This window comes from Ruegeria sp. BC5 (assembly GCF_056539205.1).
On sequence record NZ_JBQFUN010000005.1, the window covers coordinates 95,098 to 107,981 of the forward strand.

Below are 12,884 nucleotides of genomic sequence, written 5' to 3' on the forward strand. Positions count from 1 at the left end.
TCCTTGCCAAGCCCCTTAACGTCACCGGTCAGGGCCTTATTTCAAGGCAAAGGTATGAATTTGCGGTTAAGAGGAGCGATTTTGCCAGGTGTCAGCGCGCGGATTCCCAAACCCGTCCTAGTACAGCGGCGGCGCCGACCACGGCTCCCATGAAGCCCAGTGCAAGCATGACAAAGCCCAATGCAACGATGGTTGAGGGGCCACCCGTCAGTGCCGTCAACATGGCCAAAGCCAGACCGATCAAACCAAGTGTGGTCGATACTGTCATCAAACGGGTCATGGCGGCCTCCGGGTTACTGGCTACGGGTCACATCCGCTGAATATGGAATGTGAAATCCCGTTTTCAAGAAAGCAGAGAGTCGAACAGGCGGATTTAGGCCTGTTTTGCCTGTGGATTGGGCGTCTGGGCCTCAAGTTGTTCAAAACCGGGCGTTCCGCGATCTTCGGGATGGCGCGCCAGATGCCGGGCTTTGATCTGTTCCGAGCTTTCGCGGCTGCCATCATGGCTGTAACCCGGTGGAGCAAAGCAATAGGCCAGACGTTCGCGCAACGTCAGCCCCGGCTGGGTTGCGTCGCGCCAGATACTGACCCATTCGTGAAAGGCCACGCGCAGCGGGTTGAACGTGCCGATATTGTGGACCAGCCCGTAATCGACGCGGTCGTCCTTTTGTTCGGGCACAAACGTGCCAAACAATTTGTCCCAGATGATGAAAACCCCAGCATAGTTGCAATCCAGATAACGCGCGTTCCGTCCATGATGGGCGCGGTGGTGGCTAGGGGTGTTCATCACCGCCTCGAACCAGCGGGGCATTTTCCCAATCGCCTCGGTGTGAATCCAGAACTGATAGATCAGGTTCAAACCGCCGCAGAACAGCACCATCGCCGGGTGGAAGCCCAGCAGGATCAGCGGCGCACGTACCACCATCATGAAGGTAAACGTATAGGTCCATGTCTGCCGCAGCGCCGTGGTCAGATTGTAGTGTTGAGAACTGTGGTGGTTCACGTGACTGGCCCAGACCCAGCGGATGCGGTGACCGAACCGATGCACCCAGTAATAGCGTAAATCATCCAGCACAAAGCACAGGATGATCACCGGAATCGAGGTGCCCAGGTTCAGCGGCGTGATCTGCCACAGCCACATGAAAAAGCCATATGCGATGAACCCAAGCAGCAACCCCGAGGCGATATTTCCCGCCCCCATGATCAGCGAGGTGACGGCATCGCGCGTCTCATACCGTCCGCCCCTGCCTTTGAAAGCGATCCACAGGAACTCGGCTAGAATGGCGGCGATGAAGAACGGCACCGCCCATTGCACGGCGTCGGGAAAGCTCACTTGGTCGGTCATGCGGGGTCCATCAGGTTTTGCCAGTGGGGGCGTTCGAAATCGTCAAGGCGGATCAGGGCTTTGGGCGTGCCGAAGTCATGAAATTGAATTTCGAAACCCTCGGGGTGGTCGATCCAGTCGAAATCCAGAAGGTGGCGTGCCACCGTATCGGCACCAAAGGACCACAATAGCCCATTGCCGGTCTCGGTTCGGATCAGGGCGGACCGCTTGTCATGTGCGATTGTTATATCAATAATTACGTCGTCCGGCGCATGGCGCAGCCATTCCGAACGCGCGGTCTGGGGGGTCAGTTCGCGCACGCGTGACCGCCCTGACAGGTGCAGCAGAACGGTGATGCCGACAATGCCTCCGACCACCAGAACCAGAAGTATTTCAAGCGGCATTCTTTCCTCCCGCCCGACAGATTGCAGAGCGGCTATGACGCTGTCAAAGGTAGCGTTACGTCAGCCAGCTTCGAACGTGTCTAGGACTTCGTGCTGCACCACGCGTTCGACAAAGGGCACCAGCCCATCAGGCCCCGAGGCCCTGTCTTTCAGGTGTATGCAGATGTCTGGCCTGCGTGCTGCGATGATGCCGACCATCTCGCCGCGGATCTTGTCATCCAAGCCCGCGCCCATGACCGCACAGACGATCCGGGGTTCGGCATCCAGTTGCCGCCGGACCTCATCCTGATCATGCGCGCCCAGCCATTGGATAGGCATGTGATCCAGACGCCGCGCCACGTCGCCGATGACATTCGGCAAGCGACCGATCAACAGAACCACTGGTTTCATTGTTGCCTCCTTTTCACTGGTAGCAATTAGAAAATCCGGCCCAAAAAGACCATTTCTATTCTAGCACATATGAATGCAGTGTTTTCTGCCTAGTCGGAAATGGTCATAGGCACGGCCTTACCTTTTCCCTTCTTACGCGTAAAAACTACTTGGTCTCCGTCGATTGCGACTTTCTGACAATCCACAGGAAGTTGCGTGGTCCCGATAAAGAGATTTCGGCAGTAGTACCTTTTGTTCCAGACCCAGGCACCTTTGATTTTACCTTTTTGGGCGGTATCCCCGTAAATCGTGCCGTCTGCCGCGACGATGAACCAGTACCTATTGCGCACAAGTTTCTTGCCGATGACAGCATCCATGAATTGCTGCTTCTTTTTGATGTCTTTGGCGTCTGCGGCAGCCGCCGAAATGCACAGGACACTGGCTGCCGCGGCCAAGATGGCAATAGAATTCACAGCTATTCCCCCCAAACTAATAGTTGGGAGAATAACACGATTCGCAATTTTCTTATGTGTTTACTTAGCTTTCAGCGCCGACAAGCGTCGCGATAATCGCCTTGGCACTTTCTGAATTCCATTCCGCATCGCCGATTAACCGGGCAATTTCCTGACCCTCAGGATCCAGAATAACGGTGATTGGCAACGCAACAACGCCAAACTCGCGCGCGGCGGCTGAACCGGGGTCCTGATGGCGCGGCAGGTTATTAATGCCGTTTTCCTCGAAGAACTTCTTGATCCCGGCGGGTGAGTTGCGCCCGGTGGCAAGTGTAAGAACCTCAAACTTGTCACCGCCGAACTCTTCTTGCAGCTCGGCAATCTGCGGCATCTCTTTGCGGCAAGGCGCACACCACGTGGCCCAGAAGTTTACCAGAACATACTTGCCGGCATAGTCCTCAAGCGTTCCAACTCCGCCCTCATCTTCCAGCTGGAATTCGATTGCTTTTGCGGGCTTGGGTTCTTTGTGCAGGATCAGGCGTTTCAGTGTTCCATCGCGCAGCGGGCCAAGCGTTTCGGCATCTGTTGCCAAAGCGGCGTTTGCACCCAGCGCAAGGGCCATATAAAGGGGGATCAGACGAAATAGGCGCATATCAACTCCGGGTTTTCTTACATGACCGATCAATCTTCGAACCAGATGTGGGGCGGCCGCTTTGCCGCCGGTCCAGACGCGATCATGGAGGCAATCAATGCCTCGATCGGGTTCGATCAGCGGATGGCAGCCCAGGACATCGCAGGCTCGCGCGCCCATGCCGCCATGTTGGCTGCCACAGGCGTAATAACTGATAGTGATGCGCAGGCAATTCGGGAAGGGCTGCTCACCGTTTTGTCAGAAATTCAGAACGGGGAATTTCAGTTCTCGACCGCGCTGGAAGACATCCACATGAATGTCGAAGCGCGTCTGAAAGAGTTTATTGGCGAGCCTGCAGGTCGTTTGCACACGGGCCGCAGCCGGAATGACCAGGTTGCGACCGATTTCAAACTTTGGGTGCGTGATCAACTGGACGCGGCAGAGAGCGGCCTGCTGGCCCTGATCCGCGCGCTTTTGGCGCAGGCCGAGGCCGGGGCCGATTGGGTCATGCCAGGCTTTACCCATCTGCAAACCGCACAGCCGGTGACGTGGGGCCACCACATGATGGCCTATGTCGAGATGTTTGGCCGTGACCTGAGCCGCGTCCGCGATGCGCGAGCCCGGATGAACGAATCCCCCTTGGGGGCGGCGGCTTTGGCTGGGACGTCTTTTCCCATCGATCGCCAGATGACGGCCGAGGCGCTGGGCTTTGACCGGCCTGCCGCCAACTCGCTGGACGCAGTCAGCGACCGCGATTTCGCGCTTGAGTTCCTGTCGACCGCCTCGATCTGCGCCATGCACCTGTCGCGCTTTGCTGAAGAGCTGGTGATTTGGTCTTCGGCCCAGTTCCGATTTGTCACCCTGTCTGATCGGTTTTCAACTGGTTCGTCGATCATGCCGCAGAAGAAGAATCCGGATGCTGCAGAGTTAATCCGCGCCAAAGTGGGCCGCATTTACGGTGCAAATACCGCATTGATGATGGTGATGAAGGGCCTGCCGCTGGCCTATTCCAAGGACATGCAAGAAGACAAGGAGCAGGTCTTTGATGCCGCCGACAATTGGATGCTGGCACTGGCTGCGATGGAAGGTATGGTTAAGGACATGACTGCCAACCGCGAGAGCCTTGCGGCGGCAGCGGGCTCGGGGTTCTCGACCGCAACCGACCTTGCCGATTGGCTGGTTCGTGTATTGGGCCTGCCGTTCCGCGACGCCCACCATGTGACCGGATCGCTGGTGGCCATGGCCGAAAGCAAAGGCTGCGACTTGCCTGACCTGACGCTGGAGGACATGCAATCGGTCCACGCAGGTATCACCGGTGACGTCTATTCTGTCCTTACCGTCCAAAATTCGGTAAACTCGCGCCAGTCTTATGGCGGCACTGCACCGGATCAGGTGCGGGCCCAGATCAAGCGATGGAAGGCGTTGGTATGATGCAAATTCTCCGTGTTGTCCTGCTGATTGCGGCTGGGTTTGCCCTGGCCGCCTGTGGCGCAGATGGCGAGCCGATCCAACCCACGATGAGCGCCAATGTAGGCGTCGGAAGCAGCGGCACCTATGTTGGTGGTGGTGTTGGCTTTCGGCGCGGTGGATTGGGTGTTTTTCTTGGGGTTTAATCCTCTGAGGTAATTGCATTTTGCCCACGCGGCGCCCATGTTCGCACGTATGATCGGCCTGGTGCCGAATTTCCTGAGCTAAGATGACATCATGAAGATTTTCGGCCTGATCCTGACTATTGCCGTACTTGCGGCCTGCGAGCCTTCGCACAACTCCCGCCCCGAACCCGAGGCGAATTCCGGCAGCTCTGGCGTTTCGATTTCGGGCTATGGTCGGGTTGGCGTTTCTGTCACCAACTGACCGAATAGCGCCGGATGTGCGGAATCCATTGATCCGCCGGGCGGTTTTGGTCTAAGCGCGCTGTCATGGATCACTTTCTCTACCGCGACGGCGCGCTTTACGCCGAGGATGTCCCAATCTCCGAAATCGCTGCCGCGGTCGGGACCCCGTTTTACGTCTATTCCACCGCGACTTTACTGCGCCATTTCCAGCTGTTCGATGACGCGCTGGAAGGGACCGAGCATCTTGTCTGCTACGCGATGAAAGCCGCCAGCAATCAGGCGATTCTGAAAACGCTGGCGCAGGCGGGCGCGGGGATGGATGTGGTCTCGGGCGGGGAATACCTGCGCGCCAAGGCGGCGGGTGTGCCAGGCGATAAAATCGTGTTCTCAGGCGTTGGCAAAACTGTGGATGAGATCCGCACCGCGCTGACCGGGGGCATCCGTCAGTTCAACGTTGAATCCGAGCCCGAGATGGAAGTGATTAACGCTGTAGCGCTGGAATTGGGTGTGGTTGCGCCGATCACTGTGCGGGTTAACCCGGATGTTGATGCCAAAACCCACGCCAAGATCGCTACAGGAAAGTCCGAGAACAAGTTCGGTATTCCCATCGCCCGCGCGTCCGAGGTCTATGCCCACGCCGCGTCCCTGCCCGGGCTTGAGGTGATTGGCATCGACGTCCATATCGGCTCGCAACTGACCGAGCTGGAGCCGTTCGAGCTGGCCTATACCAAAGTCGCCGAGTTGACTGAGCAGCTGCGTGCCGAAGGTCACAATATCCGCCGTCTCGATCTGGGCGGAGGCTTGGGCATTCCCTATACCCGTGCCAATGACGCACCACCGCTGCCCGTAGAATACGGTGCGTTGATCAAGAAAACGCTGGGCCATCTGGATTGCGAGATCGAGATCGAACCTGGTCGTCTGATCGCGGGCAATGCCGGTTTGATGATCAGCAAGGTGATTTATGTGAAATCCGGTGAGGGGCGCGATTTTCTGATCCTCGACGGGGCCATGAACGACCTGATCCGCCCCGCCATGTACGAGGCGCATCACGATATCGTTGCCGTGCAGGAACCGGCGCCGGGCGTTGAACAACAGCCCTATGATATTGTCGGTCCGGTCTGTGAGACCGGTGATACCTTCGCCAAACAACGCAACATGCCACCGCTGGCGCCGGGTGATCTGGTGGCCTTTCGCAGCGCCGGAGCCTATGGGGCGGTGATGGCCAGCGAATATAACACGCGCCCCCTGATCCCTGAGGTTCTGGTACATGGGGATCAATTTGCAGTTATTCGTGAACGGCCAAGCTTTGACGAAATCATAAACCGCGATACCATACCTGAGTGGCTTTGACACGATGACCGTGCGGGCCCGCTCAGGAGGCCTGCCTTGAACGCAAGACATAACCTGCCGATTCCAAGACTTTCCCTGTGGCTGACGCACGCAGGGATGCTGGCTGAGCAGGTTTTGCGCGCATTCTGGCCATTTTTCTCGATTTTCATGGCGATTCTGGCTGCGTTGATGCTGGGGTTGCAGGATCACGTCCGGGTCGAGGTGGTCTGGGCAGTGGGTGTTGTCGCAGTGATTGGCCTGCTGGTGGCGCTGGTCTGGGGTATCAGGCGATTCCATTTGCCCAGACGGGCCGAAGCGCTGATGCGGGTGGATGCGTCACTGCCGGGGCGTCCGATTCAGGCGCTTATGGACGATCAGGCCATTGGGGCGATGGATGCCGATTCAGTCGCGCTGTGGCGGGCGCATCAGACGCGTATGGCGCAACGGGCGGCGCAGGCTGAGCCGGTCAAACCAGATTTGCGGCTGGCTGATCGCGATCCTTATGCGTTGCGTTACTCTGCCTTGCTGGCGCTGTTGATTGCGGTTTTGTTCGGATCATTCTGGCGCATTGGTTCAGTGGCCGAGATGACGCCGGGCGCGGCCACGGCTGGGCAGGGGCCCAGCTGGGAAGGCTGGGTGGAGCCGCCACGCTATACCGGCTTGCCGACGCTTTACTTGGCGGATCAATCAGACCCGACACTATCTGTTCCGCAAGGTAGCCGCATCACCCTACGTTTTTATGGCGAAGTCGGCGACCATAGCTTGACCGAGACAACATCGCCCCTGGGCGCCGAAGACGCATCTGAGGTGGAACAGGATTTTATTGCCACCCGTTCAGGCCAGTTGACGATTGATGGTCCGGCAGGGCGGAACTGGGCCGTAAACATCATTGCGGATACGTCGCCGAAGATTGCGATCGCCGACGAAGCCGAGACCGAGGCTGGTGGACGCATGAAACTGCCGTTCACTGCTGTGGACGATTATGGCGTGGTCTCTGGATCAGCCGTGATCGCGCTGGATCTGGCTGAGGTCAGCCGGAGCTATGGTCTGGCCGCTGTACCTGAACCGCGCGAAGTGATCACCGTGGAACTTCCGATGCCGATTACCGGCGACCGGATCGATTTTACCGAAGACCTGATCGAGGATTTCTCGCAGCACCCTTGGGCGCATTTGCCGGTCAAGATTACATTGACGGCACGGGATGCGGCCGATCAGGAAGGCCACTCTGATCCGTATCAGACCACATTGCCTGCGCGGCGTTTCTTTGATCCACTGGCCGCTGCGGTGATCGAACAGCGGCGTGATTTGCTGTGGGCCAGGGATAACGCGACCCGGGTGTCTCAGATTTTGCGCGCGGTCTCGCATCTGCCCGAAGGGTTCTTTCGATCCGACACCGCGTATCTGCGTCTTCGTGTGACCCTGCGGCGATTGGAAATGTTCGATGACTACGGGCTGACACTGGAACAACAGGAAGAGATCGCCCAGGCCCTATGGGATCTGGCGATCATCATCGAAGACGGAACGCTGGCCGATGCGCTGGAACGGATGCGCCGGGCACAGGAACGCCTGACCGAGGCGATGAAGAACGGCGCCACCGATGAGGAAATCGCTGAGCTGATGCAAGAGCTGCGCGAGGCAACGCAGGATTACATGCGCCAACTGCAGCGTCTGGCACAGGAAAACGGTGAGTTTGACGAAAACCAACAAGGCGAAAATGGCGAATCCCTGCAGATGACGCAGGACGACCTGCAGCGGATGATGGACCGTATTCAGGAACTGATGGAACAGGGCCGCATGGCTGAGGCTCAGCAGGCGCTGGAAGAGTTCCAGCGGATGATGGAAAACATGCGCGTTACTCAGGGCCAGGGGCAGGGCCAGCAATCCGAAGGCCAGCAGGCGATGGAAGGGTTGGCCGAAACCCTGCGCGAACAGCAAGGCCTCAGCGATCAGGCTTTTCGCGATCTGCAGGAACAGTTTAACCCCGGCGCGCAGGCTGGTGAAAGCCAGGGCAACGAAGGCCGCAATGGCGGTCAGGGTCGGGGACAAAGCCACGAAGGTCAGGGTGGTCGCGGCTCGGATCAACAGGGCGACGGCCAGCAAGGGCAAGGATCGCTGGCTGATCGCCAACAGGCTTTGCGCGATGAATTGGGTCGTCAGCAACAGAATCTACCCGGTGCGGGCACGCCCGAGGGCGATGCCGCGCGCGATGCGCTGGGCCGCGCAGGGCGGGCTATGGACGAGGCCGAAAATGCGCTGCGTAATGATGATCTGGCTGATGCAATCGACAACCAGTCCGAGGCGATGGAAGCCCTGCGCGAAGGTATGCGGTCACTGGGTGAAGCCTTGGCCCAGAACCAGCAGAACCAACCGGGTCAGGGATCGCAAGAAGGTGATATGCAGGCCAACAGCCGTGATCCGCTGGGCCGCAACCCGGGTTCGAATGGCTCGATCTCAACCGATGACAGCCTGTTGCAGGGCGAGGATGTCTATCGTCGCGCCCGCGAATTGCTGGACGAAATCCGTCGCCGCACCGGTGAATCGGATCGTCCTCAGATCGAGTTGGAATACCTCAAGCGGCTGTTAGAGCGGTTCTAGGTCCGTCTTTCAATCAGGTCAGTTCTGTGCTGTCCCCGAAGTCTGTGCTTCGAGCCACAGACGTGCCTGATCCACCAGCGACACATATGGGGTCAGGATCGGTTCGGCCTGCGGCACAGCCTCGCTGATTTTTTGGGCGTTGCCATAGACCAGCAACAGAATGATGCCAACAATCAGGATCAATGCAAATCCGCGCACAAATCCGCCAGATTTACGCGGCGCGGGCTCGTCTTCTGCGCCCATGATGTCGTCGCTGCGCAAGCTGGAATTGATCGCTTCGACATCGGGCAGGTCATCTTTCTGGCCCGCGTCTTCTGCGGTTTCCGTGGCCGTCAGTTCCTTGATGGCGTGTTCGGGGTCAGGTTCCGGAGGAGTGTCCAGTGCCAAATCGGGCTGAGTTTCTATGCTGCCGCCTTCCTGGGCACGCAGCTCAGCCTCTCGGGCGGCTTCCTCTTGCAGGATGCCGGCAACAGCGGGGTCGATATTTCCGGTTGTTTCGGGTTTTTCCGGCTCGGGGGCTGCTTCAGGTTCTGGTGCGGGTGTTGTTTCGGGTTCCATCGCAGGTTCAGATCTAGGCTCCGCCTGCGGTTCCGCGGCAAACGCTTCATCCACCGGTGTGGGGGTCGGGTCTGTCGCGGCTTCCTCGGCTGCAGGCTCTTCTGAAATGGGCGTGACCGCTGCGGGCGCGGGTTGGTCCGGGTATTTGGCCTGGAACCAGGTGTTCTCGCAATTTGAACACTGAACGTCGCGGCCCTCTTCCGGGATGACTTCGTCTGGCACCTCATATTGGGCACCGCAATTCGGACACGTAAGACGCATGCTGCCTCCTGGTCGGGACCTCGACCTGATAATAGTTTTTTTAGGGATGTTATTCCGTTAAGACCTGACCGCAAAGGGTGTTTTCGGTTTGGCAGCATAAATGTCACCAATTCGCCCCGGTGCAGGCATTGAAACCACAACCACGCTCGGGCAAGAAGAGCAGCAATTAGAACGGGGGCCCCTGTGATCGAGCTGGAAAATGTCAGCTACACCTATGGTGGAGGTGAATTGCTGAGCAACGTGTCCCTGCGACTGCAGCCGGGTTCGTTCCACTTTCTGACCGGCCCTTCGGGCGCGGGCAAGACCACTTTGCTTAAACTGTGCTACGGCGCATTGCTGCCCACGTCCGGACGGTTGAGCGCGTTTGAACAGGACGTGGCCCAGCTGGATCGCGACCAGATGGCCCTGCTGCGCCGCCGGGTTGGCGTTGTGCATCAGGATTGCCGGTTTCTGGATCATATGACGGTGGCCGAAAATGTCTCGCTGCCGCTGATGGTGTCGGGGCGTTCGGAAACTGCGTTGCGGGATGATCTGACTGAATTGCTGAACTGGGTGGGTCTTGGCACCCGGCTGGGCGCGCTTCCGCCCGAACTGTCGGGTGGTGAACGTCAGCGCGCCGCGCTGGCCCGGGCGGTGATCCTGTCGCCCGATGTTGTTCTGGCAGATGAGCCCACTGGCAATGTGGACTGGGAGATGTCGCAACGCTTGCTGCGCCTGTTGGTCGAGCTGAACAAGATGGGCAAAACCGTGCTGATCGCCACCCATGATCTAAGCCTGATCCGAGCCGCCAAAAGCCAGGTGCAGGCACGCGTGCTGCGTATTTCGCAACGGCAGGTCCAACTTGCGGGGGCAGACCTATGAGCAAGGGGATGATCCGAAACTTGCTGAAACGGGATGCGCGGGCCGATCGGGTGGTGCCCCCCACCGGTTACACCGCGCATCTAACCTTGTTCGTATCGGGCGCGATGGCTTTTCTGGCCGTGTTTGCGCTGGCCCTGTCGCTGGCGTCCGGGCGATTGGCCGACCGTTGGGCAACCGAACTGGCCGGGGCGGCCACCTTGCGGATCAATGCCCCCGCCGACCAGCTGGCCGCCCAGACCGAGGCTGCGTTGACCGTGCTGGCCCAAACCCCCGGCGTCGCATCGGCCCGGGCGCTGACGACCGAGGAGCAGGCCGCGCTGTTGTCGCCATGGTTTGGTTCTGACCTGCCGCTGGACACATTGCCCGTTCCGCAACTGATCGAGATCATCGAAGGCGATCCGGGTCTGGATGCAACCGGACTGCGGTTGCGGTTGGGGGCCGAGGTGCCGGGCGCTGTGCTGGACGACCACACCCGCTGGCGCGAACCTCTGGTCGATGCGGCCATGTCACTGCGCCGGCTCGGTTGGGTCTCGATCCTGCTGATCGGTGGCGCGACCGCAGCCATGATTACGCTTGCGGCTAATGCCTCGCTTGCGGCCAACGCGCAGATCATTGAGGTGCTGCGTCTGGTTGGTGCCAGGGATCGCTTTATCGCCCGCGCCTTTGTCCGGCGCTTTACCTACCGGGCATTCTTTGGCGCGGTTGTCGGGGTATTGCTGGGTATGACCGGGGTGCTTTTGCTGCCCGAAGCCTCGGACGAGGGCGGGTTTTTGACCGGTCTGGGCTTTCAGGGGGCAGGCTGGTTGCTGCCTGCACTGATCCCTGTATTGGGCGCAACTGTTGCCTTCCTGGCCACGTGGACCGCCGCCAGCCGCAAATTGAAGGAGCTTTCGTGATGGCCACAGCGTTTCAATGGGTACGCTCTTTGATCTTCATGATCGTGATCTATGTCTGGATGCTGATCCTGGGCATCGTGTTTGCCCCCTTTGCCCTGTTCAACAAGCGTGGTGCGTTGCGGGCGTGTAAGACCTATGCCCGCACAACCCTGTGGCTGGCGCGCTGGATGGTTGGCATTCGATCCGAAGTACGCGGCACAGTGCCGGTGGACGAGGTGGTGATTGGCGCCAAGCACCAGTCCTTTCTCGACATCATCATAATTTTCGACGCCATCCCCCACGGCAAATTCATAATGAAGAAAGAGCTGCTGTGGACCCCTGTCATTGGCATGTATGCGCGGCGTCTCGGCTGTATCCCAGTCGATCGCGGTAAAAAAGGCGCGGCCGTTGCCAAGATGGTCAAAGACGTCGCCAAAGAATTCACTGAGCCCGGTCAATTGGTGATCTACCCGCAGGGCACACGCGTTGCGCCAGGGGTGCAGAAACCTTACAAAGTGGGCACAGCGGTTCTGTATGAGGGGTTGGGATTTCCCTGTGTCCCGGTGGCGACAAATGCCGGAGTTTTCTGGCCGCGCACAGGTGTTCTGCGCAAACCGGGTTTGGCGATTGTGGACTTTCTTGATCCGATCGAGCCGGGGGTTGCGCGCAATTCGTTTCTTGGTCGATTGGAAGACGTGATTGAGACGCGATCCAATGCATTGATGAAAGAAGTGGGGTTTGATCCGGATGGAGTTCATTAAGGACATCAAATCGCTCGAAGAGATCTACAACAGACCGCCCGGCGCGGCCTCTTTTCGAAAAGTGGTACACAGCCTGACACCACTTTATCGCAAATGGATCATGAGCTCGCGGCTTTGTATCCTCAGTACCGTGGGTCCCGAAGGTGTGGATGGCAGCCCCCGCGGAGATGATGGCCCGGCGGTGTTAGAGCTTAATCCAAATACGCTGGCCCTTCCGGACTGGCGCGGCAATAATCGATTGGATTCACTGCGCAATATTGTGCGTGATCCGCGTGTGGCCTTGATGTTTATGGTATCGGGCTCCAACAACGTGGTGCGTGTAAATGGAACGGCCCGACTGACTGCGGATGCAGACCTGCGCGCCCGGTTTGAGAAACACGGCAAACAGCCAGCCACGGTCATCGTTATCGAAATCACCGAGATCTACACGCAATGCGCCCGTGCCTTGATGCGCGCTGAAATTTGGACCTCGGGTGACAGTTCCGTCGAGTTGCCCAGTATTGGTGAGATTTTGGCCGAGGCAAGTCAGGGTGAGGAGGGCGGTGAACGCTACGATTCAGAATGGGGCGCACGCGCTGCAAAAACGATGTGGTAAATGGGGGCTCTGCCCCCGCTGCGGTAAGCCGCAA

Annotated in this window: 16 protein-coding genes; 9 read left to right on the top strand and 7 right to left on the bottom strand. The window is 58.7% G+C overall.

The genetic code is table 11. The features are described 5' to 3' along the window. Nucleotides 1–91: 91 nt before the first annotated feature. From ACR0LY_RS13345 to ACR0LY_RS13370, 6 genes are all read right to left on the bottom strand, one after another. On the bottom strand, nt 92–280 hold the full coding sequence (locus ACR0LY_RS13345; protein ID WP_170350656.1) for a hypothetical protein: 189 nt from the start codon (nt 278–280) through the stop codon (nt 92–94). 93 nt (nt 281–373) lie between these two features. After that, nucleotides 374–1,345: a sterol desaturase family protein gene (locus ACR0LY_RS13350; RefSeq protein ID WP_170350654.1), complete on the bottom strand. Its 972-nt coding sequence runs from the start codon at nt 1,343–1,345 to the stop codon at nt 374–376. Further along, a complete protein-coding gene (locus ACR0LY_RS13355) occupies nt 1,342–1,728 on the bottom strand; it encodes a hypothetical protein (RefSeq protein ID WP_170350652.1) in 387 nt (128 codons plus the stop codon). Before ACR0LY_RS13355 ends, ACR0LY_RS13350 begins: the two co-directional genes overlap by 4 nt. A 60-nt stretch (nt 1,729–1,788) precedes the next feature. After that, entirely contained in the window at nt 1,789–2,118 is a 330-nt protein-coding gene (locus tag ACR0LY_RS13360) for a hypothetical protein (protein WP_170350651.1), read from the bottom strand. Nucleotides 2,119–2,207: 89 nt separating this feature from the next. After that, nucleotides 2,208–2,570: a hypothetical protein gene (locus tag ACR0LY_RS13365; protein ID WP_170350649.1), complete on the bottom strand. Its 363-nt coding sequence runs from the start codon at nt 2,568–2,570 to the stop codon at nt 2,208–2,210. Nucleotides 2,571–2,634: 64 nt separating this feature from the next. After that, complete coding sequence (locus ACR0LY_RS13370) at nt 2,635–3,201, bottom strand: TlpA disulfide reductase family protein (RefSeq protein WP_170350648.1); 567 nt, start codon at nt 3,199–3,201, stop codon at nt 2,635–2,637. A gap of 21 nt (nt 3,202–3,222) precedes the next feature. Between ACR0LY_RS13370 and argH the strand changes: the two genes are divergently transcribed. From argH to ACR0LY_RS13395, 5 genes are all read left to right on the top strand, one after another. Continuing rightward, nucleotides 3,223–4,611, top strand: a complete 1,389-nt coding sequence (argH, locus tag ACR0LY_RS13375; RefSeq protein ID WP_170350646.1) for an argininosuccinate lyase — start codon at nt 3,223–3,225, stop codon at nt 4,609–4,611. Then, the gene (locus ACR0LY_RS13380) at nt 4,608–4,793 is read left to right on the top strand and encodes an argininosuccinate lyase (protein ID WP_413247489.1); all 186 of its coding nucleotides are present in this window, start codon (nt 4,608–4,610) and stop codon (nt 4,791–4,793) included. The genes argH and ACR0LY_RS13380 overlap by 4 nt, the downstream gene beginning before the upstream one ends. A gap of 91 nt (nt 4,794–4,884) precedes the next feature. Beyond that, nucleotides 4,885–5,034: a hypothetical protein gene (locus tag ACR0LY_RS13385; protein ID WP_170350645.1), complete on the top strand. Its 150-nt coding sequence runs from the start codon at nt 4,885–4,887 to the stop codon at nt 5,032–5,034. Between the two features lie 65 nt (nt 5,035–5,099). Beyond that, nucleotides 5,100–6,365, top strand: a complete 1,266-nt coding sequence (gene lysA / locus ACR0LY_RS13390; RefSeq protein WP_170350644.1) for a diaminopimelate decarboxylase — start codon at nt 5,100–5,102, stop codon at nt 6,363–6,365. 36 nt (nt 6,366–6,401) lie between these two features. After that, a complete protein-coding gene (locus tag ACR0LY_RS13395; RefSeq protein ID WP_368040147.1) occupies nt 6,402–8,939 on the top strand; it encodes a TIGR02302 family protein in 2,538 nt (845 codons plus the stop codon). A gap of 18 nt (nt 8,940–8,957) precedes the next feature. Here the strand turns inward: ACR0LY_RS13395 and ACR0LY_RS13400 are convergent, their stop codons facing one another. Then, nucleotides 8,958–9,758, bottom strand: a complete 801-nt coding sequence (locus tag ACR0LY_RS13400; RefSeq protein WP_170350643.1) for a zinc-ribbon domain-containing protein — start codon at nt 9,756–9,758, stop codon at nt 8,958–8,960. Nucleotides 9,759–9,941: 183 nt separating this feature from the next. Between ACR0LY_RS13400 and ACR0LY_RS13405 the strand changes: the two genes are divergently transcribed. From ACR0LY_RS13405 to ACR0LY_RS13420, 4 genes are read left to right on the top strand one after another with little or no spacing between them, the layout of a single operon-like run. Continuing rightward, on the top strand, nt 9,942–10,619 hold the full coding sequence (locus tag ACR0LY_RS13405) for a cell division ATP-binding protein FtsE (protein WP_170350642.1): 678 nt from the start codon (nt 9,942–9,944) through the stop codon (nt 10,617–10,619). Then, nucleotides 10,616–11,515 carry a cell division protein FtsX gene (locus ACR0LY_RS13410; RefSeq protein ID WP_170350641.1) on the top strand — a complete coding sequence of 300 codons (900 nt, stop codon included), beginning with the start codon at nt 10,616–10,618 and terminating at the stop codon, nt 11,513–11,515. The genes ACR0LY_RS13405 and ACR0LY_RS13410 overlap by 4 nt, the downstream gene beginning before the upstream one ends. Next, complete coding sequence (locus ACR0LY_RS13415) at nt 11,515–12,255, top strand: lysophospholipid acyltransferase family protein (RefSeq protein ID WP_170350640.1); 741 nt, start codon at nt 11,515–11,517, stop codon at nt 12,253–12,255. Before ACR0LY_RS13410 ends, ACR0LY_RS13415 begins: the two co-directional genes overlap by 1 nt. Further along, entirely contained in the window at nt 12,242–12,850 is a 609-nt protein-coding gene (locus tag ACR0LY_RS13420) for a pyridoxamine 5'-phosphate oxidase family protein (RefSeq protein WP_170350639.1), read from the top strand. Before ACR0LY_RS13415 ends, ACR0LY_RS13420 begins: the two co-directional genes overlap by 14 nt. The last annotated feature ends 34 nt before the right edge of the window (nt 12,851–12,884 follow it).